This window comes from Luteimonas sp. TWI596, from assembly GCF_039674105.1.
Taxonomy (GTDB): Bacteria; Pseudomonadota; Gammaproteobacteria; order Xanthomonadales; family Xanthomonadaceae; genus Luteimonas.
In genome coordinates this window covers 14,520-38,400 of record NZ_JBDJMU010000023.1, presented here as the reverse complement: position 1 = coordinate 38,400, position 23,881 = coordinate 14,520, and the positions used below count along the sequence as shown (strand labels likewise).

At 68.3% G+C, this 23,881-nt stretch carries 23 protein-coding genes and 1 pseudogene; 10 read left to right on the top strand and 14 right to left on the bottom strand.

Translation table 11 applies throughout. The features are described 5' to 3' along the window. Window position 1: 1 nt before the first annotated feature. Genes ABE487_RS15075 through ABE487_RS15065 form a run of 3 tightly spaced genes read right to left on the bottom strand, consistent with a single transcriptional unit; the run spans window position 2 to window position 2,317 of the window. Window positions 2-919 (bottom strand): flavin reductase, encoded by a 918-nt coding sequence (locus tag ABE487_RS15075; RefSeq protein ID WP_346452452.1) that lies wholly within the window; start codon window positions 917-919, stop codon window positions 2-4. Window positions 920-954: 35 nt separating this feature from the next. Further along, the gene (locus tag ABE487_RS15070) at window positions 955-1,746 is read right to left on the bottom strand and encodes an alpha/beta hydrolase (RefSeq protein ID WP_346449610.1); all 792 of its coding nucleotides are present in this window, start codon (window positions 1,744-1,746) and stop codon (window positions 955-957) included. Beyond that, window positions 1,718-2,317 (bottom strand): amino acid synthesis family protein, encoded by a 600-nt coding sequence (locus ABE487_RS15065; protein ID WP_346449608.1) that lies wholly within the window; start codon window positions 2,315-2,317, stop codon window positions 1,718-1,720. Before ABE487_RS15065 ends, ABE487_RS15070 begins: the two co-directional genes overlap by 29 nt. A 253-nt stretch (window positions 2,318-2,570) precedes the next feature. Between ABE487_RS15065 and ABE487_RS15060 the strand changes: the two genes are divergently transcribed. Further along, window positions 2,571-3,245, top strand: coding sequence for a GntR family transcriptional regulator (locus ABE487_RS15060; protein ID WP_346452453.1), 675 nt, complete (start codon window positions 2,571-2,573; stop codon window positions 3,243-3,245). 1 nt (window position 3,246) lies between these two features. Then, the gene (locus ABE487_RS15055; protein WP_346445269.1) at window positions 3,247-3,543 is read left to right on the top strand and encodes a DUF1330 domain-containing protein; all 297 of its coding nucleotides are present in this window, start codon (window positions 3,247-3,249) and stop codon (window positions 3,541-3,543) included. Window positions 3,544-3,854: 311 nt separating this feature from the next. On the opposite strand, the gene ABE487_RS15050 is transcribed toward ABE487_RS15055, so the two are convergent. From ABE487_RS15050 to ABE487_RS15035, 4 genes are all read right to left on the bottom strand, one after another. Continuing rightward, window positions 3,855-5,324 (bottom strand): S41 family peptidase, encoded by a 1,470-nt coding sequence (locus ABE487_RS15050; protein ID WP_346452454.1) that lies wholly within the window; start codon window positions 5,322-5,324, stop codon window positions 3,855-3,857. Between the two features lie 130 nt (window positions 5,325-5,454). Further along, complete coding sequence (locus ABE487_RS15045) at window positions 5,455-5,871, bottom strand: DUF411 domain-containing protein (RefSeq protein WP_346445304.1); 417 nt, start codon at window positions 5,869-5,871, stop codon at window positions 5,455-5,457. A 770-nt stretch (window positions 5,872-6,641) separates the two neighbouring features. Further along, entirely contained in the window at window positions 6,642-6,818 is a 177-nt protein-coding gene (locus ABE487_RS15040) for a CsbD family protein (protein ID WP_346445271.1), read from the bottom strand. 86 nt (window positions 6,819-6,904) lie between these two features. Beyond that, the gene (locus ABE487_RS15035) at window positions 6,905-7,744 is read right to left on the bottom strand and encodes an SDR family oxidoreductase (RefSeq protein WP_346449485.1); all 840 of its coding nucleotides are present in this window, start codon (window positions 7,742-7,744) and stop codon (window positions 6,905-6,907) included. 311 nt (window positions 7,745-8,055) lie between these two features. On the opposite strand from ABE487_RS15035, the gene ABE487_RS15030 reads away from it, so the two are divergent. Further along, window positions 8,056-10,695: a TonB-dependent receptor gene (locus ABE487_RS15030; protein ID WP_346452455.1), complete on the top strand. Its 2,640-nt coding sequence runs from the start codon at window positions 8,056-8,058 to the stop codon at window positions 10,693-10,695. A gap of 280 nt (window positions 10,696-10,975) precedes the next feature. Here the strand turns inward: ABE487_RS15030 and ABE487_RS15025 are convergent, their stop codons facing one another. Both ABE487_RS15025 and ABE487_RS15020 read right to left on the bottom strand, forming a co-directional pair. Further along, a complete protein-coding gene (locus tag ABE487_RS15025) occupies window positions 10,976-12,241 on the bottom strand; it encodes a HipA domain-containing protein (protein ID WP_346452456.1) in 1,266 nt (421 codons plus the stop codon). Between the two features lie 13 nt (window positions 12,242-12,254). Then, the gene (locus ABE487_RS15020; RefSeq protein WP_346452457.1) at window positions 12,255-12,587 is read right to left on the bottom strand and encodes a helix-turn-helix transcriptional regulator; all 333 of its coding nucleotides are present in this window, start codon (window positions 12,585-12,587) and stop codon (window positions 12,255-12,257) included. Window positions 12,588-12,807: 220 nt separating this feature from the next. Here ABE487_RS15020 and ABE487_RS15015 point away from each other — a divergent pair, with 220 nt between their 5' ends. The 3 genes and pseudogenes from ABE487_RS15015 to treA form a co-directional block, all read left to right on the top strand. Beyond that, window positions 12,808-14,004 carry a winged helix-turn-helix domain-containing protein gene (locus ABE487_RS15015; protein WP_346452458.1) on the top strand — a complete coding sequence of 399 codons (1,197 nt, stop codon included), beginning with the start codon at window positions 12,808-12,810 and terminating at the stop codon, window positions 14,002-14,004. A 96-nt stretch (window positions 14,005-14,100) separates the two neighbouring features. Beyond that, window positions 14,101-14,883: a transglutaminase family protein gene (locus tag ABE487_RS15010; protein ID WP_346452459.1), complete on the top strand. Its 783-nt coding sequence runs from the start codon at window positions 14,101-14,103 to the stop codon at window positions 14,881-14,883. Between the two features lie 119 nt (window positions 14,884-15,002). Next, window positions 15,003-16,566 (top strand): annotated as a pseudogene (gene treA, locus ABE487_RS15005) (alpha,alpha-trehalase TreA); the annotation flags it as partial. A 15-nt stretch (window positions 16,567-16,581) separates the two neighbouring features. On the opposite strand, the gene ABE487_RS15000 reads toward treA, so the two are convergent. Together ABE487_RS15000 and ABE487_RS14995 are read right to left on the bottom strand one after the other, a co-directional pair. After that, a complete protein-coding gene (locus ABE487_RS15000; RefSeq protein ID WP_346452460.1) occupies window positions 16,582-17,685 on the bottom strand; it encodes a catalase family protein in 1,104 nt (367 codons plus the stop codon). 47 nt (window positions 17,686-17,732) lie between these two features. Further along, window positions 17,733-18,557: an alpha/beta hydrolase gene (locus ABE487_RS14995; RefSeq protein WP_346452461.1), complete on the bottom strand. Its 825-nt coding sequence runs from the start codon at window positions 18,555-18,557 to the stop codon at window positions 17,733-17,735. Between the two features lie 193 nt (window positions 18,558-18,750). Between ABE487_RS14995 and ABE487_RS14990 the strand changes: the two genes are divergently transcribed. Then, window positions 18,751-19,284 carry a hypothetical protein gene (locus tag ABE487_RS14990; protein WP_346452462.1) on the top strand — a complete coding sequence of 178 codons (534 nt, stop codon included), beginning with the start codon at window positions 18,751-18,753 and terminating at the stop codon, window positions 19,282-19,284. A gap of 25 nt (window positions 19,285-19,309) precedes the next feature. Here ABE487_RS14990 and ABE487_RS14985 read toward each other — a convergent pair whose 3' ends face one another. Continuing rightward, window positions 19,310-19,747: a hypothetical protein gene (locus tag ABE487_RS14985; RefSeq protein ID WP_346452463.1), complete on the bottom strand. Its 438-nt coding sequence runs from the start codon at window positions 19,745-19,747 to the stop codon at window positions 19,310-19,312. A 169-nt stretch (window positions 19,748-19,916) separates the two neighbouring features. Between ABE487_RS14985 and ABE487_RS14980 the strand changes: the two genes are divergently transcribed. Further along, window positions 19,917-20,204 (top strand): helix-turn-helix transcriptional regulator, encoded by a 288-nt coding sequence (locus ABE487_RS14980; protein ID WP_346445283.1) that lies wholly within the window; start codon window positions 19,917-19,919, stop codon window positions 20,202-20,204. Between the two features lie 190 nt (window positions 20,205-20,394). Next, window positions 20,395-20,664 (top strand): hypothetical protein, encoded by a 270-nt coding sequence (locus ABE487_RS14975; RefSeq protein WP_346452464.1) that lies wholly within the window; start codon window positions 20,395-20,397, stop codon window positions 20,662-20,664. A gap of 107 nt (window positions 20,665-20,771) precedes the next feature. Here the strand turns inward: ABE487_RS14975 and ABE487_RS14970 are convergent, their stop codons facing one another. After that, window positions 20,772-21,482, bottom strand: a complete 711-nt coding sequence (locus ABE487_RS14970; RefSeq protein WP_346445285.1) for an outer membrane beta-barrel protein — start codon at window positions 21,480-21,482, stop codon at window positions 20,772-20,774. Window positions 21,483-21,763: 281 nt separating this feature from the next. Between ABE487_RS14970 and ABE487_RS14965 the strand changes: the two genes are divergently transcribed. Next, window positions 21,764-22,606 carry an SAM-dependent methyltransferase gene (locus ABE487_RS14965; protein ID WP_346452465.1) on the top strand — a complete coding sequence of 281 codons (843 nt, stop codon included), beginning with the start codon at window positions 21,764-21,766 and terminating at the stop codon, window positions 22,604-22,606. Window positions 22,607-22,681: 75 nt separating this feature from the next. Here ABE487_RS14965 and ABE487_RS14960 read toward each other — a convergent pair whose 3' ends face one another. Continuing rightward, complete coding sequence (locus ABE487_RS14960) at window positions 22,682-23,734, bottom strand: MBL fold metallo-hydrolase (protein WP_346445287.1); 1,053 nt, start codon at window positions 23,732-23,734, stop codon at window positions 22,682-22,684. Window positions 23,735-23,881: the final 147 nt, after the last annotated feature.

Here is a 23,881-nt window from a genome sequence, read left to right as displayed (position 1 = left end):
GTCAGATCTCCTGGCCTTGGGCATCGCGCACGACGCCGTTGTGGTGGTTGCCGTAGTAGACGCCGTAGTTCTTGAGGCGACTTTCCCTGCAGTAGCGCTCGAGCATGCTTTTCACCGCAGGGTCGGCGATGTCGAGCGCAGCCACGTCGGACAGCGCGATGTAGCGGCCTTCGCGCGGCGATGCGTCCGGTGTGCTGCACAGGAAGGCGACGAACTGCTGCCGGCTTTCGGTGTTGCGATAGACCGAATAGACGAAGTTCGCCGATGCCCCGGGTTGGTAGCGTTCGAACAGGGCGTGAAGCGCCTCGTCCGCGCCGCGGTCTGCCGCGTCGACGCACGGCAGTGCCCATTGCCCGTCGGCATTACGCGCCAGCAGCACACGGTTCTCATGGGCGATGACGGCGTGGATGACCACACTTGCGCCGCCGATCACCTCGGCCGCCATCTTTGCCGGGGTGAAGTAGCCGCCGCGGTAGTAGCCCAGGCCGGCCTGGCCGCTCGATGCGAAGGCCTCGATGCGGCCGATCAGAATGGCGTGATCGCCAGCCGGCACGACCGAGTGCGTCGTGCAGTCAAACCAGGCGCCAACGCCGTCAAGCAGCGGGTTGCCGTGTTCGCTCATGCGCCATTGGACGCTGCCGAAGCGGTCATCGACGCGGCTGGCGAAGGTGCTGGAGACCTGCTTCTGTCCTTCGGCAAGCACGTTGATCGCAAAGTGTCCGCCGTTGGCGAAAGCGTCGTAGTTGCCGGAGCTGTTGGCGATGCTGACCAGCAGAAGCGGTGGGTCCAGCGACACCGAGGCGAACGAGTTGGCAGTGAAGCCGAGCGGTGTGCCTGCCGTATTGGTTGTGGTGACGACGGTGACGCCGGTCATGAACGCGCCGAACGCGTCGCGGAGTTCCTTGGTGGTGCAGTCCATCTTGTTCCCTCCCAGGTTCTTGACGGATGTCGCGCTCAGGGCGGCGCGGCCAGCCAGTCCGACATCGCGCGGTTGACGAGGTCGGGCGCAGTGAGATTGACCATATGGCGCTGGCCTTCGAGGATCACGGCATGGCCGCGCGCTGCGAGGCCTGCCATGCGTTGGGCCATCGCACCGGTGGAGTTGAGGTCGTCGGCGCCGGTCAGCGCCAGCGTCGGGCACTGCACCTCGCACCAGCGGTCGGCATAGAGCAGGTCGCCACGCGCGAATGCGCGGTAGGCATCGGCATAGCCTTGGAGATCGACCTGTTCCAGCCACCCGCGCACTGTTTCGACCAGCGCGGGCGGCGCGTCGGGCACGTCGAACCAGCGCTGCAGCGGTGTGTCGATATCCAGATGTCCGTCGCGCAGCTGCTCGGCGCGCGCCACGACCGCAGCGCGCGCGGCATCGCTGCGCCGGTGCACGCCGTTGACCACCGCCAGACGGCGTACCAGCGCCGGGCGCTCGATCGCCACACCGCCGGCGATGAGCGCGCCCATCGAGTGGCCCGCCAGGTTGACCGGCCCCACGTCCAGCGTCTCGATCACTTCGATCATCCAGCGCACGTAGTCCGCCAGACCCGGGGTGCCGCCCAGGCGGGCGCTGCCGCCATGACCGGGCATGTCGACCGCGATCACCCGGTAGCGGTCGGCGAAGTGCGCGACCTGCGGTCCCCATGCGGCAGCCTGCATGCCCACGCCGTGGATCAACACCAGCGGTTCGCCGCGGCCCTGCGCCAGCATGTGGACGTGGTGGCCGTCAGACAGCGGCAGGGTTCTTGACGTCATGACCCAGCGCTTCCAGATCCGTGTAGCGATCGCCGATGCGGTGATGGGGGCGCCCACCGGTGGACGCACCGAGCACGACCACAAGCTCGTCGGCGGCCGGCGCATCCGGGATCGAGAACTGCAGGGTCAGGTAGTGCGAACGACGGCCTTCGTCGTTCTTGTCCATCATCGGGATCGAGATCGGCGCATTCGCCGGACCGCGGGTATTGGTGAACGCCAGGTAGGACTTCGCCCCCACCGCAGCGCGGAAGATGTTGCCGAAATGCAGGGTATGGATCAGCGCCGAGGCGTGTTCGAGTTCGCCGTCCAGTCCGACCACCGCACTCTTGCCGAACGCCTCGACGGCCTCGCCGGAACCGACCTCGCCCAGGATCAGGTCGGTCAGATGCTGGCTCAGTTGCGGGCCAAGCTCGCGGATTTCCGGAGACAGGTCGGCGACGTAGCCACGGCCATGCCACGGGTTCTTGATGACCGCTGCCACGCCGACCATCTTCAGGGGCTTGGGCGCGTCGGCCTCGCCGTCCACGAACACGGTTTCGACATGGAGCACGGATTTGCGGATCAGTTTCACGGCGTGACCTCTGGCGGAGCGGATGCTCATTTAGGTGTACGGTATGATGGTATACCAAGAAGACGGGGTGGCAACCCTGTCGAAGGTCACCCTTCCCATTCAGGTGGAACGGCGCGCCGCAGCGGTGTCGGGCAGTTGCGGCCCGGCGGCTCGCACGCGTGCAGCAATGGCCTTTGGGATGCGGTATACCGACCGCCTGTATGCGCTTCTCGCACCTCGGCGCCCCTTCGCCCCCTCACGCCAGGACATCCGAATGGACCTCAAAATCGACCACGCGCCCATCACCCTGCGCGAGAAATGCCTGGAACGGCTGCGGGACGCGATCATTACCGGACACTTCGCCGCCGGCGCCAGGCTGGTCGAACGCACGCTCTGCGAACAGCTCGGCGTCAGCCGAAGCGTGGTGCGCGAGGTGATCCGGCATCTGCAGGCCGAAGGGCTCGTGGACGTCCTGGCCAACAAAGGCCCGATCGTCGCGCGGCTGGACTGGTCCACCGCGCACCAGATCTACGAGATCCGGCTGCTGCTGGAGCAAAGCGCGGTCGCGGCCTGTACCGGGGCCCTGACCGACGACATCGTCGCGCGCATCCGCGGCGCGCAGCACGCTCTGCAGACGGCCACCGCGGCCCAGGACATGGCCCAGATTCTGCGCACCTCCTCGCACCTCTACGAGACCATCTTCGTCGCAGCCAACCAGGGCATTGCCTGGGATATCGTGCGGCGACTCAACGGCCGGATCAGCCGCCTGCGTGCGATGACCCTGCGCGACAACCGCCGCGAGCGCAGCGGGCAGTCGCGGATCGATGCCATCTGCGATGCGATCTGCATCGACAGGGATCCCGTGCTGGCGAAGACGCGTGTCGCAGAACACATCAGTGAAGTGGCGACCATCGCGCGCCGCATCCTCGCCAGCGACGCGCAGGCCTGACATGCCCGCTTACTGGATCGCACACGTCGAAGTGCTGGATGCGACCGCCTACAGCGGGTACACCGCCCTGGCGCCGGCCGCCTTCCGGAAGTACGGCGCGAAGTTCCTGGCGCGTGGTGGTCGCAGCGAGTCGCTGGAAGGCGGCGGCTTCGGCCGTCATGTGGTCATCGAGTTCCCGGACCTGGAGACGGCGACTGCGTGTTATCGCTCGCCGGAGTACCAGCTTGCGAAGTCGAAACGCGACGGGGCCTGCATCGCGCATATCACCATCGTCGATGGTGTCGATCCAGCGGGTTGAATCGTCTTCGGCACCGCTGAGGTCTGCGCAAGGCTTGGCCCCGCGCAGCCTTTCTCTGGGAGGCATGCGTCTCTGCGTAGCGACGCAGGGTGAACGCCGGAGACTTCGGGAGCGCGGGCGCAGTGGCGCTCCGACGTTCGTCGACCACGTCCGCGTCCGGGCGGATGTCGCCCCAACGCCCTCGGCGGCCGGGCAGCAGCGCTGGAGCGGTCACCGTGTGGACTGCGCATCGCGCGCCCAGGCCAGAACGGTCCGGGCACGACGGAGGTCGGCGCGGCCTGCGTGGCCGCCGCCGGCCCCGACCGACGCTGTCAGTTCGCAGCCGGTCTCGCCGCCGCGGGCTCGGGCGTCGGGAGCGTGGGGGTCCACGGCTTCTTGAGCTCGGCCAGCGCTGCAGCGATCGGGGCATCGCCCGGCAGGGCGTCGCCGCCGGTGCTGCCGTCTTCCTCGTCGCCGCGCAGATGGCCCGGCAACGTGGCTTCGGTGTAGGCGCTGGCGGCGCGGGGAGCGTCGCCGTCGGTGTCGGCCTTCTCGGGGCGCAGCACGACATCCGGGTCGATGCCGCGGGCCTGGATCGAGCGGCCGCTGGGAGTGAAGTAGCGCGCGGTGGTGAGCTTGACCGAGTCACCGTTGTCGAGCGGCAGCACGGTCTGCACCGAGCCCTTGCCGAACGTACGGCTGCCGACGACGCGGGCACGGCCGTTGTCGCGTAGTGCGCCGGCCAGCACTTCCGAGGCGCTGGCAGAACCGACATCGACCAGCACGACGACCGGCGCGCCGTCGAGGATGTCGCCGGGTGTGGCGCTGAATTGCGCGTCGCTGATCGGGATGCGGCCGCGGGTGCTGACGATGTCGCCGCTTTCGAGCAGGTCGTCGGCGATCTGCACCGCCGAGGTCAGCAGGCCGCCGGGGTTGCTGCGCAGGTCGATGACCAGGCCGCGCAGGCGACCGCCGCTCTGGCTGGCGAGGTCGCCGACGGTACGGCTGAAGGTGGCCGCGGTATCGACCTGGAACTGGCTCACCCGCACATAGCCATAGCCCGGCTCGAGCAGGCGGCCGCGGACACTGACCACGCGGATGGTCTCGCGCTGGACGCGGATCTCCAGCGGCGTGCGCTCGCCATCGCGCAGGACACCCAGCACCACCGCGGTGCCCGATGCGCCGCGCAGCGGGCCATGGCCTTCGTTGTCGGTCGGTGTGAGTGCCCGGCCATCGACGCTGACGATGACGTCGCCGGCGCGGATGCCGGCCTTCTCGGCCGGTGTGCCGTCGATCGGCGCGATCACGCGCATGCTGCCGTCGGGCAGGTACATGACCTCCACGCCGATGCCTTCGTAGGCCCCGCTGGTGCCTTCGTCGAAGGCCTCGGCGGCATCCTTCTCCATGTAGACGCTGTGCGGGTCGAGGTCGAGCAGCAGGCCGCGAATGGCCGAGGCCATCAGCTTGCGATCCTCGACCGGCTCGACGTACGCCTGGCGCACGGCGTTGAAGACGCCGACATAGCGGCGGATCTCTTCGAGCGGTACGCGGTTGGAGGCGTGTTCGATCGCGTCCGGGTCGTCGCTGGCGGCGACCTCGCGGGCCGCCTGGGCGTCGTCGGGGGCGCCGTCGTCCGGTGCCGGGGGCGCGTCCTGCGCCTCGCCCTGCGGCGGGGTCTGCTCGGCGGGCGTGTCCTGGGCCGGTGCCGGGGTCGCATCCGCGGGGGGCGGCGCGGTCTGTTGCGCAAACGCCGCGGGCGACAGCAGCAACGACAGGGCCAGCGTCAGGGAACGAACGCGCATGCAGGACTCCGGGCAACGAAAACAGGCCGCGCGCAGGCAGCGTGCGGCCGATGATTATGCGGCGCGGTCGCGTGAATGGGGTGCCTTCCAGGCCGGCGATTCAGGTCCGCGAGGCTTCGCGCCGGCGGGCCTACCGGGCCGGATGCTCAGCGAACGGGCGGTGCGTACCGTCGGCGGCGACCAGTTCGACGGTGTAGGCCTGACTGCGCCCATCGGGCATTTCCATGCCGGGCGAGCCCATCGGCATGCCCGGCACCGCGATGCCGCGCGCATCGGGGCGCTCGGCCAGCAGCCGGCGCACGTCGGCGGCGGGCACGTGGCCTTCGACGAAGTAGCCGTCGATCTCGGCGGTGTGGCAGGACGCCATTGCGTCGGGCACGCCCAGGCGGGTCTTGACCGCGGCAAGGTTCTCGACATCGAGGGTCTCGACTTCGAAGCCGTCGCGCTGCATGTGCTCGACCCACTTGCCGCAGCAGCCGCAGGTGGCGGTCTTGTGCACACGCATACGCGGCAGGACCTGGGTGTCGGCCGCCTGCGCGACCGGCATCGCGCCTGTCTCGGCGGGCCGCGCGGCGGCGGTGTCGGCCGCCGCGGGCGTCGCCGCGTCGGTGCAGGCAGCGACGGGCAGCAGCAGCGACAGCGTCAGGGCGAGGGGATGGATGCGCATGGTCGGACTCCGGAAACTCGATCGTAGGACGCTCCGATTATGCGCGCGCGCTGCGAGCGGGCGGCGATGCGCATTGCATCGCGGGGCGGTCGTGATAGCGGTTACCTCCTCCGCTTCGCGGGGGAGGTCGATGCCACGGGCATCAGGTGGGGGCGGGCGCATTTCGCGAATAGCGGCCCCCTCCCCAACCCTCCCCCGCGATGCGGGGGAGGGAGACAAGCGACGCGTGCTGATGGTTGAGACGATGGCGTCTCCCTCCCCCGCGATGCGGGGGAGGGAGACGAGCGGCACATGCTGATGCTTGGGACGATGGCGGCTACCTCCTCCGCTTCGCGGGGAGGTCGATGCCACGGGCATCGGGTGGGGGCTCGGGCATTTCGCGAACAGCGCCCCCACCCCAGCCCTCCCCCGCGATTCGGGGGAGGGAGACAAGCGGCGCGTGCTGATGGTTGGGACGATGGCGGTTACCTCCTCCGCTTCGCGGGGGAGGTCGATGCCGCAGGCATCGGGTGGGGGCTCGGGCATTTCGCGAATGGCGGGCCCCTCCCCCCCCCCCCCCCCCCCTGCGGGGGAGGGAGGCGAGCGGTGGGTGCGGATGGTTGCGGCAATGTCGATGACCTCCCCCGCAGTGCGGGGGAGGGAGACCGGAATCAGCGCCCCTTGCGGGCGTTGTCGTTGGCCTTGCCGACGGCGCTCTGGACCTTGCCGGCGGTCTTCTGCGCCTTGCCGGCGACTTCCTTGCCGGTGTTGCCGGTGACCTTGCCGGCCACTTCCTTCGCGGTGCCCTTGACCTGGTTCTTCATGCCTTCGCTGCGATTCTTGTCCACGACAGCCTCCTCGCGCCTGCAGGATTGCAGGTTGCGAGGGGATATGCGCCTGTCGCCGCCATGCCGAGGTGAAGAAAGCTGCTCGGCTACAGAATCGGCATGCCACCAGTGACTGCATAGCGGCCGCCGGTCATGTAGCTGGCTTCGTCGGACGCCAGCAGCACGTAGATCGGTGCGCACTCGGCCGGCTGCCCGGGGCGCTTGAGCGGCGTCTGACTGCCGAACTCGGCCACCGCGTCGGGCGGCAGCGTCGAGGGGATCAGCGGGGTCCAGATCGGGCCGGGCGCGACTGAGTTGACGCGGATGCCCTGGTCGGCCAGCAGTTGCGCCAGACCCGCGGTGAAGTTGGCGATCGCGCCCTTGGTGGTCGCGTACGGCAGCAAGGTCGGATTGGGCTTGTCGGAGTTGATCGAGCTGGTGTTGATGATCGAGGCCCCCGGCTTCATGTGCGGTACCGCCGCCTTGCACAGGTGGAACATCGCGCTGACGTTGACCTGGAAGGTGTAGTCCCACTTGTCGTCGGGGATCTCGTCGAGCGATTCGTAGGTCATCTGGTAGGCGGCGTTGTTGACCAGCACGTCGATCCGGCCGAAGGCCTCGACCGCCTTGCGCACGATCGCGCGGCAATGCGCGGGGTCTGCGATGTCACCGGGCATCAGTTCGCAGCGACGCCCGGCGGCTTCGACCAGACGCTGCGTTTCCTGCGCGTCTTCGTCCTCGCTCAGGTAGCTCACCAGCACGTCCGCGCCCTCGCGCGCGTAGGCCAGCGCGACCGCGCGGCCGATACCGCTGTCGCCGCCGGTGATGATCGCGATCTTGTCCTGCAGCCGCCCACTGCCGCGATAGCTGTCCTCGCCGTGGTCGGCGGGCGGGTCGAGTTTGCGCTCGACGCCGGGCACGGCCTGCTGCTGTGCGGGCTGGTTCATCGTCACGTCTCCAAGTCGGGGGAAGGACGCCACGCTAGGCGCGCGCACGTGGCGCGCCAGTGATTGCAACGGCACGCGCGCGCATGGGATTGCAGGGATTGCATGCCGGCAGGCGACATCACGCTTACGACTTCTCGACACGATCCTAAGATTCGCGTTGGTCTAATCCGCGCCCGTTCCTGGATGTGATGGGAACGCGAAGGGCGAGGTGGCGTGGCTGCCGGCACTGTCCGGCGGCGCGGCCTCGCGCCTGCGGTCAGGCGGACATGCGCACCTCGACGATCCACGATCACAGAGGGCTCCGCAGTACGATGACGTTCGCTGTTCACTCCCACCCCCGCCGTGTGGCGCTGGCCACACTGGCCACCGCCATCCTCGCCACGCCCGCGTTCGCGCAGACCGGCGCCCCCGACACCGATCCTGCAGCGGACGAGGTCGAGAATCTCGACGCGGTCCAGGTGCGCGGGGTGCGCGCCAGTGTCGCCGGCGCGCTCGACGCCAAGCGCGGCGCGGCGCAGATCACCGATTCGATCGTCGCAGAGGACATTGGCAAGCTGCCCGACAACAGCGTCGCGGCGGCGATGCAGCGCATCACCGGCGTGCAGGTCCAGCGCGGCGGTGCGGAAGTGGGCACGGTGCTGGTGCGCGGGCTGCCGAACGTGGTCACCACGCTCAACGGCCGCAACATCTTCACCACCACCGGGCGCGGCGTCGCGCTGGCCGACATTCCGGCCGATCAGTTGCAGCAGGTCGATGTCTACAAGACCAGCGGCGCCGAGCAGATCGAAGGCGGCATCGCCGGTGCGGTCGACATCCGGCTGCGCCGCCCGTTCGACCTCGACGAGGACAGCACGCTCGCCGGCAGCGTGTCGACGCTCTATGCCGATCAAGCGCGCAAGACCGCGACCAACGGCAGCCTCACCGGCAGCCGCCAGTGGGAGACCGGGGCCGGCCGTATGGGCGTGCTCGGCGCGGTGTCGTACCAGGAGACGCCGTACCTGGAGTCCAACACCTTCCACGGCACCTACGACCGCGTGGACGACCCGCGCGATCCGTCACGGCAGCTGCTGGTGCCGTTCAATGCCGGTAACCTGCAGGCGCAGGGTTTCCGCCGGCGCAAGGCCGCGAACGTCGCATTCCAGTGGGCCCCCAGCGACAACACCGAGCTGTGGGCCGAGGGCTTCTACGTCGGCTATCGCAACACACCCCGGGTCAACTACTGGATGCCATTCCCCGGATCGCTGGCGCCAGGCAACACCGAATCGCTGACCACCCAGCCCGGCAACGACATCCTGCAGCGCGTCGAGCTGCGCGACAGCGATGTGCTGTCGAGCACCCAGGCCCACCAGAACAGCTCCGACACCTGGCAAGCGGCGATCGGCGGCAGTTGGAAGGGCGAGCGGCTGAAGCTGTCGAGCGAGCTGGCCTACACCTACAGCGAATCGGACAACCGCTCGATGGTGCTCGACATCATGACCACGGTGCCGCGGTTGACCATCGACAGCAGCCACGGCGTGCCGTTCACCTCGGCCACGAATGCCGACGGGTCGGCCTACGACGTCACCGATCCCGATGCCTGGCGGCTGGGCCAGTACTACGACAGTTGGAGCCGGCAGGAGGGCGACGAGTGGGCGTGGCGCACCGACGCCAATTTCGCCTTCGACGGCGGCATCGTCAGTTCGCTCGACGCCGGTGTGCGCCTGGCCAGGCGCAATGCCTCCAACATCGGGGGCGATCCGGGCGCGCGCAACAACCTCAGTGGCGCGCCGATCCGGATGTCCGACATCCCGGGCCTGGCGCAGGTCACGCCCGGCAACATCCTCGACGGGGACCGCGATGTCGGCGTCGATCGCTGGCTGGGCGCCAACCGCGACTTTCTGCTCGGCCACACCGCGCTGATCCGCCAGGCCATGGGCCACGGCCCCGACCGGCCGCCTGCGAACCCGGCGGTGCAGTTCGACAACCGCGAGGACAACCACGCCGCCTACCTGCAGGCCAATTACGGATTCGCGATCGGCGCGATTCCGATCGACGGCCGGATCGGCGTACGCCATGTGCGGCTGGAGCGCCAACTCAACGGCACCTCGCTCGTCGACGGCGTCGAAACGCCGGTGCAGACCACGCGCGCGCGTCACGAATGGCTGCCGAGCATCAGCGCCAACCTGTCGCTGCGCGAGGACCTGATGCTGCGCCTGTCGCACAGTCAGTCGATCACCCTGCCCCGCTTCGCCGACCTCAACCCGCAGCTGGCGCTGTTCGAGTCCACCGATACGTTGCCTGCGCGCGGCAGCGGTGGCAATCCGGACCTGGCGCCGGTCGAGTCCAAGAACCTCGATGCGTCGCTGGAGTGGTACTTCCAGGACAACGCGCTGCTGTCGTTGGCCGCGTTCCACCGCGCTGTCGACGGCTATGTGCAGAACTACGCCGAGGACGAGACGATCGACGGCACCACGTACCAGATCACCCGCCCGCGCAACACCGGCAGCGGCACGCTGCGCGGCGTGGAGATCGGCTATACGCAGTTCTACGACTTCCTGCCCGGCGCCTGGTCGGGTCTGGGCACGCAGTTGAACGCGACATGGATCGATGCGGAGGCCGAGTCGCCCGATGGGGTCATGCAGCCCCTGGCGAACGTGTCCAAGCGGGCCTGGAATGCGGTGCTGATGTACGAGTACGACGCGTTCTCCGCCCGCCTGGCCTACAACTGGCGCGACGACTACGCGGTGAGCTTCAGCGCGTCGGGCGACCAGCCCAACGAGGTCTTCCACGGCCCGGAGGCATGGCTGGATCTTGCGCTCAACTACGCGATGGACGAGAACGTCACGGTGTTTCTGGAGGCGACCAACCTGCTGGGCGGCAAGACCCACAACTACTTCGGCAGCCCGGAGTTCCTGCGCGACCGCGCCTCGCCCGAACGCAGTTACATGCTCGGCATCCGCTTCCGGCTGTAAGGCGCCCATCGCGCCGTCCCGTGTGACAGCGGGACGGCGCGGCGCGGTGTCCGCATGTCGACCATCGACATCGCGCACCGGCGGCTCTTCTTTTCAGGCGCATCGTCGCATCGAAAGGCATCCGCCTGTCCCGATGCCCTCCGGATAGAGCGCCCGGCCGCCGAGGTACAAATCGATGGTATTTCGGAAGCGTTCCTTGTTGCGGCCCCCGCAGTGATGGTCGAAGGCGTGGGTCTGGGAGCCAGTGCCGATGGGCAGCGCTGCCGCCCAATTTGCACACTTAGAGATACTTCGACACCTCGGCCATTCCGACATCACTTGCACGGCGGAATGCGGTCGCCACATCGTCGCAATCCTTGGTGGACACCTCGAACGCCTCGAACACGGTTCGCCACGTCCTGACAGCACCCACCACCGTGTCGATCAGTTGGGCGGCCCGTGTCCGGGTCAGCCCGAAATCCCCATAGCCGGCAAATGCATTGTCCAGGGTCGCCTTTCGGCCGCTCGGGCCCACCCCAAGGTGCAAGGTACGCTCCGTTCCGACCTGCGGTTTGGGCACCACGTCGTACAGGGGGCTCAGATTCCACGCCCCGTCGTCATGCACAAATGCGTGGTTTCGCAGGTGGTCATCATCGTTGGTGACCAGAATATTGAAGACCATCCGCGAGAACAGCTCTTCGCGCTGGGCGGTCACTTGGCCCTCGGCCCCCCATTGCTCGATCACCCTGACGATCTGGGCATAGCTGGCATCCGGGGAGTCCTGTTCCGTCAGGCCCAGCATCGTGAGCGCACTGACCATATGTTTGCGGCTCATTCCATCAGCAACCGGGATGCGGTCGAAGCGCTCGATCAGCATCACCTGCCGGCCATCGGCCAGAGTCTGCAGTTCGGTCTTGGGCACAGACATTCCCGCCCGGCGTGCCAGCTCCAGCGTGGCGCGCTCGACGCTGGGCACGTTGAAGCGGTCCCGAATGGACGGGAACTTGGCGATCCACTCGATGCCTTGGTGGAGCACAGCGGCCTTCGGACGTGCGCCACCCAGCGACGGCGCACCGGCAAAATAGTTCGCAAGGTGAGCCGGTACCGGCAGACCTTCCTCAACCCGTTGCGATGCCTCAATCAGATACTGCAGGTCGATGGTTGATGGCAGGCGCGAGTGATGTGGCGGGCTGTCTACTGCTACGCGCACATCCAACGCGCCCACCCGGTTGCTGCCGGCCTCCAGCATGTAGACCGACTCGGGCAGGCTGTTGGCGGGGACTTCCAGACGGTTCTCGATCACGCGTCGCCCCCAATCGTCGGGAGTGGCATCGCGCAATGCTCCGAACATTGCCAAGCCATTCACAGGCAGCATGCGCTCGCCGGCGCGCTCCAGCGGTAACGAGACCGGATCCACAGCAATCGCATTCGGCTTACGACGGGCCACGTAGCGTGTGCCGTACTGGAACTGAGACGCTTGCAGCTCCGGCCCCAGCTCGGTCAGATCGAGCAGGCCGGCCGGCACCGCAGTCACCTCACCGGGGAGGTACGCAAACACATAGGGCATGGTCGACCTCGGCTTAGAAATCCAGGCCAGAAGGCTTGCTACGGATCGGGCGCTTGGTCTTTGTGCCCTCCAGGATGGCCTCGGACACGGGGTCTCGCAGTTGGTCGAGCTTCGACAGCAGCCCCAGACGTTCAAAGGCGGAAAGCCACGTGCCCAGAGCAATGTTGACGCCCCCCTGCTCGAGCCGGTTCATGGTGGCAGGGCTCACTCTGGCGCGTTCGGCCAGACTTTCCTGGGTCCATCCGCGTGCCAGACGGGCACTCTTGACCATCTGTCCCAGATGCTTGGCAGTCTTCTGGGCCGCATGCGTGGCGTAGTCGGTCGTGCTCCGGCGCATATCTGTCATAGATTATAGGGAATTCGCCAATCCTATCATTTATGACAGGAAGGAGCGGTACCCGGGCGCAGTACCGCGATCATTGGGGCGCTCTCGGGACTCGGACCAGGCATATGCCGCCATAGCGCCAGGCCGCCGACAGGCCCAGAATCCGGGCAAACAGGTCGACATCTCATCCCCGCAGAAGGCGACGCAACCCACTCGGCGTGGCATAGCGCCATTTACAGCCATGACGATCCAGGTCTCGAACGCGGTCGCAAGACGGCTGTTTCTCGCACGGCAAGGGCTGGCCGCGCCGCCGGGCCGGGCGCTGTCCAAGGCGGGGCTGCTGCAGCTCATCACCGATCTGGGCTTCGTGCAGGTGGACAGCATCGGCACGGTGGAGCGCGCCCACCACCAGATCCTGTTCTCGCGCAACCAGACCTACCGGCGCGGCCACCTGACCACGCTACTGGAACAGGACCGTGCGCTGTTCGAGCACTGGACGCATGACGCCTCGATCCTGCCGACCGCGTTCTATCCGTACTGGAAGCATCGCTTCCGCCGTCGCGAGCCGATCATCCGCGAGCGCTGGCGCAAGTGGCATGGGGACGGCTTCGATGCGGCGTTCGAAGACACGCTCGCGCGCATCGAGGCCAACGGTCCGGTGCTGGCGCGGGAGTTGAAGGCGGCGGGGCATGCGTCAGGCGGTTGGTGGAACTGGCACCCGTCCAAGACCGCGCTTGAGTATCTCTGGCATACCGGCAAGCTCGCGATCGCCGGCCGCGTGAACTTCCAGAAGATCTATGACCTGACCGAGCGGGTGATTCCCGCCGAGGTCTACGAACGCGAGGTCGACCCTGCCCAGTTCGTCGACTGGGCCTGCCGGGAGGCCTTGAAGCGACTGGGCTTTGCGACGCCCGGCGAGATGTCCGCGTTCTTCGACCTGGTCTCGCCACTGGAAGCCAAGGACTGGATCGCACGCAATCGCGACGCGCTGTGCGAGGTCTCGCTTGCGTCCATCGATGGCGACAGCGCGCGTCGGTCCTATGCCTTCGCCGATATCGCTGCCGATCTGCAGGACGTGCCCGCGCCCTCCGCCCGCGTCCGGGTCTTGAGCCCGTTCGATCCGTTGCTGCGCGACCGCAAGCGCACCGAACGGCTGTTCGGCTTCCACTATCGCATCGAGGTCTTCGTGCCCGAGCCGAAGCGCCAGTACGGCTATTACGTCTTCCCGCTTCTGGAGGGCGACCGTCTGATCGGCCGGATCGACATGAAGGCCGACCGCAAGGGCAGCACACTGGATGTACGTCGGCTGTGGCTCGAGCCCGGCGTCCGTGCTTCGGCCGGACGTCTGGAGAAGCTCGACGCGGAACTGGCGCGACTGGCGAAGTTCACCGGCGTGGCGCGGGTGCACTACCTCAAGGGCTGGCACAAGGCGCACTGAGGCTTTTGCGTGGGTGCGCCTGCGTGGTCGGGACGTCGCCACGCGCACTGCACGCCTGCGCGGCTAGCGTGGCGCTTTGTGCACGGGATGCCCCGCATGCGCCTGCTGGCTGGTTGCGAGATCGTGGTCGAAGCCGAAGACGACTGCGCGGTGGTCGCGATGCTGCGCCCGCGCAGCGGCGACGCGCAGTGGTTGGTCAGCGAAAGCTACACCTTCGAGCCGGATGTCCGTCCGACCGAACACGTCGATCCGTTCGGCAATCTGTGCCAGCGGCTGATCGTCCCCAGGGGCCGGATGCGGCTGCGGACCGAGCTCGAAGTCGAGACCGAGCGCACGCTGCCCGTCGCGCCCTGGGCACTGCCCACGCCCGCCTCCCTGCTGGCCGACGCGACCCTGCAGTACCTGCTGCCCAGCCGCTACTGCCCCTCCGATCGCGCGTTCGAACAGGCCCAGGCCATCGTCGATGCCGCATCGCCCGGCACCGGCCATGTCGGTGCGGTGGTGGCGTGGATCCGCCGCCACATCGCCTATCGCTACGGGGTCAGTGACGCCTGCACCGATGCGCTCGACACGATGGCGCAGGGCGCGGGGGTCTGCCGCGACTTCGCCCATGTCGGAATCATGCTCTGCCGCAGCCTGCGGATTCCGGCACGCATGGTCGTGGGCTATCTGCACGGGCTTGAGCCGATGGACCTGCACGCCTGGTTCGAAGCCTACCTGGATGGACACTGGTACACCTTCGACGCCACCCAGGACGCGCCGCGTGGCGGTCGCATCGTCGTGGCGTATGGCCGCGACGCGGCCGATGTCGCGTTTCTGACCAACTACGGCTGGCTGCGGACGGTCGAGATGCAGGTCTGGGTCGGCGAGAAGACCTGAGCGCAGTGGCGATGCGACACTGCCCGCGTCCACCATTGCGGAACACCGCCATGTTGCGCGCTCCTCTTCCCGCTCGCGCTGCCGCCTGCCTGCTGTCGGCTGTGCTGGCTGCCTGCACGTCCGCCGGCTCCATCGCGACTGCCGGGCCGGCGGTGGCGCCGGTCGCCAGCGCCGCACCGGTCACGCCGGATGTCGGCTGGCCGCGGACCTTTGCCGCGGTGCAGGCGGCCTGGCTGTTCGAAGACCAAAAGACCTTTGCCGATGCGGTGCCGCGGCGCGATCCGGCGCAGATCGAGGCGGCGTTCGCCGGCAGCCACGCTCGCCCAGGCTTCGACCTGCGCGCGTTCGTGGAGGCCCACTTCGTGCTGCCCGCGCCGCCGCCCGGCACCCCGGTCGAGCCGCAGTCGACGCTGCGCGCGCATATCGATGCGTTGTGGCCGCTGCTCACCCGCCCACGTCCCGCGCCCCTGCCGCACGACAGTCTGTTGCCGCTGCCGCACACCTACGTGGTGCCGGGCGGGCGCTTCCGCGAGATCTACTACTGGGACTCGTACTTCACGATGCGCGGCCTGGTCGAGAGCGGCGAGCGCACGGCGTCGCGGCACATGCTCGACAACTTCGCGCAGTTGATCGACACCTGGGGCCACGTGCCCAACGGCAACCGCAGCTACTACCTCAGCCGTTCGCAGCCACCGTTTTTCTCGCACATGGTCGCGCTCGAGTCGCGCGACGATCCTGCGCTACCTGCCGCAGTTGCGCCGCGAGCATGCGTACTGGATGGACGGGGCCGAGCGGCTCGCACCCGGCGAGGCGACACGTCGTGTCGTGCGCCTGGCCGATGGCCACCTGCTCAACCGCTACTGGGACGACCGCGAGGTGCCGCGGCCCGAATCGTTCGAGCAGGACCGCCAGACCGCCGCCGCGGCGACGTCACGGCCAGCGGCCGAGGTCTGGCGCGACCTGCGTGCCGGCGCCGAAAGCGGCTGGGATTACTCCAGTCGCTGGCTCGACGATCCGATGCGGCTGGACACGATTCGCACCACGTCGATCGTGCCGGTGGATCTCAACAGCCTGCTGCATCACCTGGAATCGACGATCGCCACCGTCTGCGAACGGGCTGGCGACGCGGACTGCGCGCACCGCTATGCGGCCATGGCCGACGCGCGCGCCGAGGCGATTGCGCATCACCTGTGGCATGCCGACGGCTATTACACAGACTACGATCTGCGCACCCGGCAGCCGCGCGCACAACTGACCGCCGCCGCGCTGTTTCCGCTGCATGCCGGCATCGCTTCGCCCGCTCGCGCACGCCGCACCGCCGACGCGGTGCGCCGGCAGTTGCTGCGTCCGGGCGGCCTGGTCACCACTGCGGTCGACAGCGGCCAGCAATGGGATGCGCCCAATGTCTGGGCGCCACTGCAGTGGATCGCGGTCGACGGGCTGCGCCGCTATGGCGAACATGCGCTCGCACACGATATCGCGCGCGGCTTCGTCGGCAATGTGCAGACGGTATTCGACCGCGAGCGCAAGCTGGTGGAGAAGTACGACGCCGATGGCGCGCTGCAGGGCGGAGGCGGCGGCGAGTACCCGCTGCAGGACGGCTTCGGCTGGTCGAACGGGGTGACGCTGGCGCTGTTGGCCTTGTATCCCGAGCTCGAACGCAGCCCGGCCGAAGTCGATTGATGCCTCGTGCCTGCGTCAGCGCTCGGCCGCCGCGAACGGGCAACCGGGATGCAGGGCAACGCCGTTCTTGCGCGCACGGAAATTCTGCGAGGCGGCGTAGGCCGACCGCCGCAGGCGCATCAGCTCGCCGAGCGGGCGATGCGCCTCCAGCCCGTGCCATGGACTGAACCCCATCCCGGCGTCGACCGCCGCGCTGCGCTCGGGCGTCCAGGCCGGCTGCGGCGGCGCGATCACGCGGGCCACGGTCCGGAACGGGCTGCGCGCCTCGTCCCAGCGCGCGGTGGCATCGTCGACCGGCATCTCCTCGAGCGAAGTGCACAACTGCGCGCGCAGTTCCCATTCACCACCCTGCGCGGCGAAGAACGCGACCACGGCTTCGCGCAGGGCATCGTCGTCGGACAGGTCGAGCCGTGTGTCGGTGAGCGCGCGCAGCGAGGTCGAGACCGGCGCCAGTTGCAGCTTGGCGATGTGGTCGCCGTGGCGCAGCGGTAACTGGGTGAAGAAGGTCTCGCCGAGGATGTGATACGGCGGTTCGCCGCCCATCGCCTTGAGCGTGGCGCTCTGCCCGCCCATCGCCTCCAGGCCGCGCTCGGTCCCCCGCAGAATCGCCGAGATCAGTCTCTTGGTGCGGTCCATGCGGTCGGTGGTCTTGGCCAGCAGCTTGAGGCTGCGCAGGAAGGCGCGCCCATTGGGCGCGTTGAACTGCGGGCCGTTGACCAGGATGACATCCTGCGCGCCCGGGCCGTCGCTGCCGTCGAGACGGGCGCCGGGCACGTCGCAGATCCGCAGCGCAACGCCGCGCGGCGTCGACACACGATCGGCAAGCAGGTCGCCGGGCGTGGTCGACAACCGCATCACCGCGGTGTGGCGGCCGGGCCGCGCGAACAGGCCCTGTGCCAGTTCCGGCGCCAGCCCCGCCGGCACCTCCACCACGGCCGACAACAAGCCATGGCTCTTGGCATGCACCGCACGCAGGCCCTGGCCCTCGTCTTCCCAGGTCTTGTGCGAGATCGACAACAGCACCTCGTCGAGCTCGGCCGCCAGCGCCGCCTCGTCGGGACCTGGCTGCGCGAGCGCAGGATCGTAGCGCTGGAAAGCCGCTGGACGGGGAATGGACATCGGGGCTCCTGGCGTGTCGAGTCGATCGTGGCGTGGCGTGGCCACCGCTAGCGCGCGAGGAACTCCAGCAGCGCGCGGTTGAAGGCGTCGGCATGACTGACGTTGAGACCGTGCGGCGCGTCGGGCACCACCACCAGCGCACTGCCCGGAATCGCGGCATGGGTACGCTGGCCCGAGCCCTCGAACGGCACGGTCGCATCGCCGTCGCCATGCAGTACCAGCACCGGCACGGTGATCGCCTTCAGGTCGCTGCGGAAGTCGGTCGTCGCGAAAGCCTCCATGCAGCCCAACGCCGCGGTCTGGTCGGACTGGCGCGCGAGCGCGAGGGCCTCCTGGCGCTGGGACTCGTCGACCTTGAGCGTGCCGTCGACACTGAAGAACTGGGTCGTGAAGTCGTCGAAGAATGCGTCGCGATCACGTTCGAGGCCGGCCCGCATCTCGTCGGCCTTGGCCTTGTCCAGTGGCCCCTCGGGGTTGTCGTCGGTCTTGAGCAGATACGGCGGTACCGCGGCGGCGAACACGGCGCTGTGGATGCGCGCCTGGCCATGGCGGGCGAGGTAGCGGGCCACTTCGCCGCCGCCCATCGAGAAGCCGACGAGCGTGACTTCGCGCAGGTCGAGGTCCTCGAGCACACCGGCCAGATCGTCGGCGAGCGTGTCGTAGGTGTAGCCGTCCTCGGGCTTGTCCGAGCGCCCGAACCCGCGGCGGTCGTAGGCGATCACGCGATAGCCCGCCGTCTGCAACGGGCCGACCTGTGCACGCCACGAGGCGGCCGACAACGGCCAACCATGGATCAACACGATCGGCCGGCCGGCACCGCCCGAGTCCTCGACATGGAGACGCACACGGGATGAAGACGACGCACTGGTCATGGCGGCACTCGAAGTCCGAAAGAGAGGACGCCATGCTGCGTACGCTCACCCGATGCGGATGTGAAGTCGCGGAACACCCGTTGCGGTCCCTGCGCCTGCGTGCAGTTCGCGTCATCGCCAATGCCCAGGAGTCACGGCGCTTTGATCGGCGCGCGCCTAGCCTGCGGATGTCTTCCCCCTCGGAGTCCGTCCCATGAGTACGATGTCTCCGGTGACCGGCGAGGTCTCGGACAGCAAGGTCGCCGCGATCTTCGACAGCGAGCGCACCGCCCGGCGCGTCGCCCAGCAACTGCAGGCCGAACACGGTTTCAAGGCCTCGCAGGTGAAGGTGATCACGCGCCACGACCGCCAAGCCGGCCGCAAGCTCGAACCCGAGAGCCGCGGCATCCTGCGCACGCTGATCATTGCCCATTACAAGCTGGGCCTGGCTGGCCTGGCGATCGGCGCGGCCCTGTTCGGCGTGCTGTATGCGGCCAGCGTGCCGGCGGTGGTCAACTCGCCATGGTTCGCCGGCGCCTTGATCATCGGATACGGCGGCGTGTTCGGGCTGATGGTCGGTGGCCTGGTGACATTGCGCCCCGACCACGACCCCTATCTGTTCAAGGTGCGTGAGGCACTGGCCGAAGGTCGCGCCGCGGTTGTCGTGCACGCATTCGATGCCGCCCAGCGCGACCGTGCCAGCGAAGCGCTGTCGAGCGCCAGCGGCGAGACCATCCGCACACTGTGACGCGTGACCGCACGGGCGACCGCCATCAGCCCTCGACCCGCACGTCCTGCGTGCCGGCGAGGTCGCTCGCGAGCTGGCGTGCGATGTGCGGGTGCTCGCTGTAGAACGCGGCGTTACCGGCGAGCTCGCGCCAGATCTCGGCATCGGTGATCAGCCTCGCCACGTGCTGTGTGACCTCCGCGACCTGGTGCGGCGCGGGCGCGGTCCGCGCCATCGCCAGTTCGAGCAGATACAGCAGGGTGCGCGACTGGGCCATGCAGATCTGGGCTTCGTGCAATGCGAGTCGGCCCAGCATCTGCATCCGTTTGTGATCGAGCGTGGCCACGCGGGCGTCGGCGAGCACCGCATCGGGCGTCCCCGCCACGAGATCGAGAAGCCGTCGCAGCGGCCCCTGGGTGGAGGCGCAGTGCGCGATGTCGTCGATGCGCGTGCCGCGTCGCGCAGGATGGCGGACTTCGTCCATGGTCGCTCTCCTTGGAAAATGGCGCCGGCGGACCGGCGCGCTGCACGCGTGACGCCATCAGGCGCGTCGACATGCGGGCTGCCACCCGCAAGCTACGTTTAACGTAGTATCGGAGTCAAGCGACGTTTCGGAAGCTTCCCGACGCCGAAGTCCGGGATGCGATGCAAGCGTGGCTGCCAAGGAACCCCTGCCTGTCTTCAGCCGTCGGCTGCGCGAAGCGCGCACCGCGGTGGGCATCTCGCAGCGCACGCTGGGGATCGAGGCCGGCCTCGACGATTTCGTCGCCAGTACCCGGGTCAATCGCTACGAGACCGGCGTCCATCAGCCCGATCTGCAGACCTTGCGCCGCATGGCGGAGGTGCTCGACCTGCCGGTGGCGTATTTCTATGCCGACGACGACGCCCTGGCCGGCCTGATCGCCGATCACCACCGCCGCGATCGCGCGTCGGCGCGCTGATCCACTGAAGCCACGCGCCGGTCACAGCGTCCCTGACGCCCGCGCCGTGCGGTCTGCCCACTGCAGGCTGCAGCCCTTGCACACGCTCCACTGCCTGGTTCACGCATCGCCGATGCCTGCGTTCGCACAATCGCCTGCATCCCTTTTCTTCCTGCGCGCGCGCGCGGATGCCTGTTCGAGGACGCGATCGATGAACGACGGTTTCACGCTGGAGTACGACATGCGCCTGCGCCTGTGGGTGTTGCGGCAGGACAGTTCAGGGCGCTTGATCGCCTCGTTCCTCAGTCGTCAGAGCGCCACCGAAGGCTCGACGTTGCGCGACCTCATCGGTCCGAACGCGCGTGTGCGGATCCGCAATGCGGACGGCAGCTATCAGGACGGCCTGGCCGACACACTCGAGGCCGCGCTGTCGACGTCGCCGACCACGCGCGCAACGCCGCCGACGCAGCTCGCGAACTGACTGGCAAGGCAGTGCGCTGACGCCGACAACGCACATGGGCGCCCAAGGGCGCCCATGTCTCGAACCTGCCGATGCGGACCGGGCGGCGCCCGGTCCGCAGATCGACATCAGAACGCGTATTCGGCGGTCAGGCCGAGCAGCGCGGTCGAACGCTTGGGGCCTTCGAACTTCACGCCGGTGACCGGGTCGCGCAGGTCGCCCGACTTGGCGCGGAAGTAGTCGTAATGCAGACCGATGCTGAAGTTCTCGGTGGCATTCCAGCCCGTGCCGACACCGGCGTACCAGCTGTTGCGACCATCGCGGCCGCCGCTTTCGAGGCCCAGATCCTGGCCAACGTCGTTGTAGTAGCGCGCATTGTTGTCGGAAGCGCGGAAGAAGCCACCACGCGCACCCACGTACCACTCCGGGGTGATGTTCAGGCGGGCATTACCACCGGCGATCCAGCCGCGCAGCGCATTGGTGTCCTCGCGCTGGTTGACGCCGTCGTCGCGGAACGCGTTCTTGACCACCAGGTTGCCCAGGTCGGTGTAACCGCCTTCCAAGCCCAGACCGAAGTTCTGCGCCAGCTTCCAGCGGTAGCCGCCGACCAGGCCGTAGCCGGTCTTGCGACCGTCGCGGCTTTCGAACACGTTGAAATCGCCGGTGCCGAACCGACCGGCGGTGCCGCCATCCGTACGACCGACGTTACCGGCGATGAAGGCGTTGCCCTCGCCGATCTGCAGGTCGGGACGATAGGTATCGCCACCCATGCTCTGGGCGAATGCGGAAGGGGCACACAGGGCGGCGGCGATCGCTGCGGGAATCAGGAGAGTTTTCATCGGGGGCATTTCCTTTTCTTCTTGGATACGCGGCTCGCGTATCGATGGACATGCGGGGTCGGGGGTGTCCCGCGGTGCGCAGTAGAGACCCCGTCGCCTGAAGCGCGCGCAAACGTTCACACCCGTTCGACGCAATCGCGGCATTCGCATTCAAGTCTGGTTTACGCGAATGAGGAACTTGCGAGCGCAGGCACGAACGGTTCCCGATTGCAAGACGCGGGCAACGCCGTGTCGACACGCCGCGTCGGCTACGATGCCTGCCCCGTCCTTCGGTGCGTTTCGTGGCCCACGTCTCCGGCCCCCTGCTGACCCGCGACACCGCCGACGCGCTCAATGCGGCACGCGATGCGGGCAGCCGTACGTGGACCGGATCGCTGGACCTGGGCCGCAGCACGGCCACCGCGAAGTTGTACGCAACGCACTGGACCTGGCACGACGCGGACTATCCCTGGCCCGGCGCGCTGCGCGAGCGCACGGTGTACCGCCACGATGGCGATGCCTGGGTCGCGATCTCGCGCTACGGCGGCGCTTTGATCAAGCTCGTGCCCACGTCGTGGGGGCCGCCCACGTTCGAGATCGACGGCATCAAGATGCTGCCCACCGCGCAGACATCACCGCTGGACGATGCCCGCCGCAAGGTCGCACTCATCGCGCCGCAGGGCGCGCGCGTGCTCGACACCTGCGGCGGCCTGGGCTACTTCGCCGCGTGTTGCCTGGACGCGGGCGCGGCGCATGTGCGCTCGTTCGAGAAGAATGCCGACGTGCTGTGGCTGCGCAGCTGCAATCCGTGGTCGCCCGACCCCGATGCAGCCCCGTGGCAGGGGCGCCTGTCGTTGGTCCATGCCGATGTCGTGGAGGCCGTTGCCGACCTCGCCGATGCATCCGTGGATGCGGTCCTGCATGACCCGCCCCGTTTCGGGATCGCCGGTGAGCTGTACGCGCGGACGTTCTACGATCAACTGGCCCGCGTGCTGCGGCGCGGTGGCCGGCTGTTCCACTACACCGGCAGCCCGAATCGCCTCACCAGCGGCCGCGATGTGCCACGCGAGGTCGCGCGGCGGCTCGAAGCCGCGGGCTTTCGCGCGGCCCCCGCGCTCGACGGCGTACTCGCGACGCGCCGTTGAGCGGGCGCCGTCCGACGCTCGGATGCCGGCACGCGATGCTGGCCGCGCGCGCTGCGCGAGCTGCGCGCCGCGTCGCTAGTCGCGCCACCAGGCGGTCGTGGCCTGCGGCGCGGTCAGGTCCACGCGCTCGCCCATGCGCGGGGTCGCCAGCGTGACGCCGCGCTCGGCGGCAATCGCCACCACGCGCTCGAACGGCTCGTCCCAGTCGTGCATCGCCAGGTCGAATGTGCCGTTGTGCACCGGCATCAGCACGCGCGCGCCCAGGTCGACATGCGCCTGCACGGTCTGCTCGGGCTGCATGTGCACGAAGGCCCAGCGAAGGTCGTAGGCACCGGTCTCGACCATCGCCACGTCGAACGGTCCGAAGCGCTGGCCGATCTGCGAAAACCCATCGAAGTAGCCGGTGTCGCCGCTGAAGAACACCCGCAGGCCCGGATCGCCGTCCGCCGCGCGGTCCTCGATCACCCACGAAGCCCACAGCGTGCGGTCGCTGTCGAACGGCCCTCGCCCGGAGAAATGCTGGGCCGGCGTGGCGGTGAAGCGCAGTTCGCCGATCGTGGTGCCCTGCCACCAGTCGAACTGCTGCACCTTGGCCGCCGGCACGCCCCAGTCGATCAGGCGGTCGCCCACGCCCAGCGGCGTCAGGAACACCGCCGCGCGATCGGCCAGCGCGCGCACGGTGTCTCGGTCGAGGTGATCGTAATGGTCGTGCGACAGCAGCACGCCGCGCAGCGGCGGCAGCGCATCGAGCGCGATCGGCGGGGGGTGGAAGCGTTTGGGTCCCATCCATTGCACCGGCGAGGCGCGCTCGGAAAAGACCGGGTCGGTCAGCCAGAAGCCATCGCGAAGCTTGAGCAGCACGGTCGAGTGGCCCAGCCGCCAGGCACTGCGGTTCGGCGCGGCCTCCAGGTCGGCCGCCGTCAGCGGCGACACCGCCAAGGCGTGGGCCGGCACCGTGGTGGCCGGCTTTTCGAACAGCATCTCCCACATCAGTCGCGCGGTCTTGGCCACCCCGATCGGCGGTCGCGGCGCCGGATTGCGGAACCGGCCAGCCTCGGCCTGCGGCGATGCCGAATAGTCGGCGATGGGGCGATTGGTCTGGAAGTACGACAGCAGGCAGGCGCTCACGATGCAGACTCCAAGAACGGAGAGGAGGAGGACGGCGGTGCGCCGTCGGCGATGCGGCTTTACGGGCGAGGACGAGGGAACGGCAGGCATCGACGGGACCCATAGGAACTACACCGTGCAGTGTAGATATATCGGCCTGAATGTAAA

What these genes read in the sequence shown, in the direction of transcription:
- ABE487_RS15075 (WP_346452452.1), bottom strand. Translation starts at nt 919, where the DNA reads ATGGACTGCACCACCAAGGAACTCCGCGACGCGTTCGGCGCGTTCATG.
- ABE487_RS15070 (WP_346449610.1), bottom strand. Translation starts at nt 1,746, where the DNA reads ATGACGTCAAGAACCCTGCCGCTGTCTGACGGCCACCACGTCCACATG.
- ABE487_RS15060 (WP_346452453.1), top strand. Translation starts at nt 2,571, where the DNA reads ATGGACCTCAAAATCGACCACGCGCCCATCACCCTGCGCGAGAAATGC.
- ABE487_RS15055 (WP_346445269.1), top strand. Translation starts at nt 3,247, where the DNA reads ATGCCCGCTTACTGGATCGCACACGTCGAAGTGCTGGATGCGACCGCC.
- ABE487_RS15050 (WP_346452454.1), bottom strand. Translation starts at nt 5,324, where the DNA reads ATGCGCGTTCGTTCCCTGACGCTGGCCCTGTCGTTGCTGCTGTCGCCC.
- ABE487_RS15045 (WP_346445304.1), bottom strand. Translation starts at nt 5,871, where the DNA reads ATGCCGGTCGCGCAGGCGGCCGACACCCAGGTCCTGCCGCGTATGCGT.
- ABE487_RS15035 (WP_346449485.1), bottom strand. Translation starts at nt 7,744, where the DNA reads ATGAACCAGCCCGCACAGCAGCAGGCCGTGCCCGGCGTCGAGCGCAAA.
- ABE487_RS15030 (WP_346452455.1), top strand. Translation starts at nt 8,056, where the DNA reads ATGACGTTCGCTGTTCACTCCCACCCCCGCCGTGTGGCGCTGGCCACA.
- ABE487_RS15025 (WP_346452456.1), bottom strand. Translation starts at nt 12,241, where the DNA reads ATGCCCTATGTGTTTGCGTACCTCCCCGGTGAGGTGACTGCGGTGCCG.
- ABE487_RS15020 (WP_346452457.1), bottom strand. Translation starts at nt 12,587, where the DNA reads ATGACAGATATGCGCCGGAGCACGACCGACTACGCCACGCATGCGGCC.
- ABE487_RS15015 (WP_346452458.1), top strand. Translation starts at nt 12,808, where the DNA reads ATGACGATCCAGGTCTCGAACGCGGTCGCAAGACGGCTGTTTCTCGCA.
- ABE487_RS15010 (WP_346452459.1), top strand. Translation starts at nt 14,101, where the DNA reads ATGCGCCTGCTGGCTGGTTGCGAGATCGTGGTCGAAGCCGAAGACGAC.
- ABE487_RS15000 (WP_346452460.1), bottom strand. Translation starts at nt 17,685, where the DNA reads ATGTCCATTCCCCGTCCAGCGGCTTTCCAGCGCTACGATCCTGCGCTC.
- ABE487_RS14995 (WP_346452461.1), bottom strand. Translation starts at nt 18,557, where the DNA reads ATGACCAGTGCGTCGTCTTCATCCCGTGTGCGTCTCCATGTCGAGGAC.
- ABE487_RS14990 (WP_346452462.1), top strand. Translation starts at nt 18,751, where the DNA reads ATGAGTACGATGTCTCCGGTGACCGGCGAGGTCTCGGACAGCAAGGTC.
- ABE487_RS14985 (WP_346452463.1), bottom strand. Translation starts at nt 19,747, where the DNA reads ATGGACGAAGTCCGCCATCCTGCGCGACGCGGCACGCGCATCGACGAC.
- ABE487_RS14975 (WP_346452464.1), top strand. Translation starts at nt 20,395, where the DNA reads ATGAACGACGGTTTCACGCTGGAGTACGACATGCGCCTGCGCCTGTGG.
- ABE487_RS14970 (WP_346445285.1), bottom strand. Translation starts at nt 21,482, where the DNA reads ATGAAAACTCTCCTGATTCCCGCAGCGATCGCCGCCGCCCTGTGTGCC.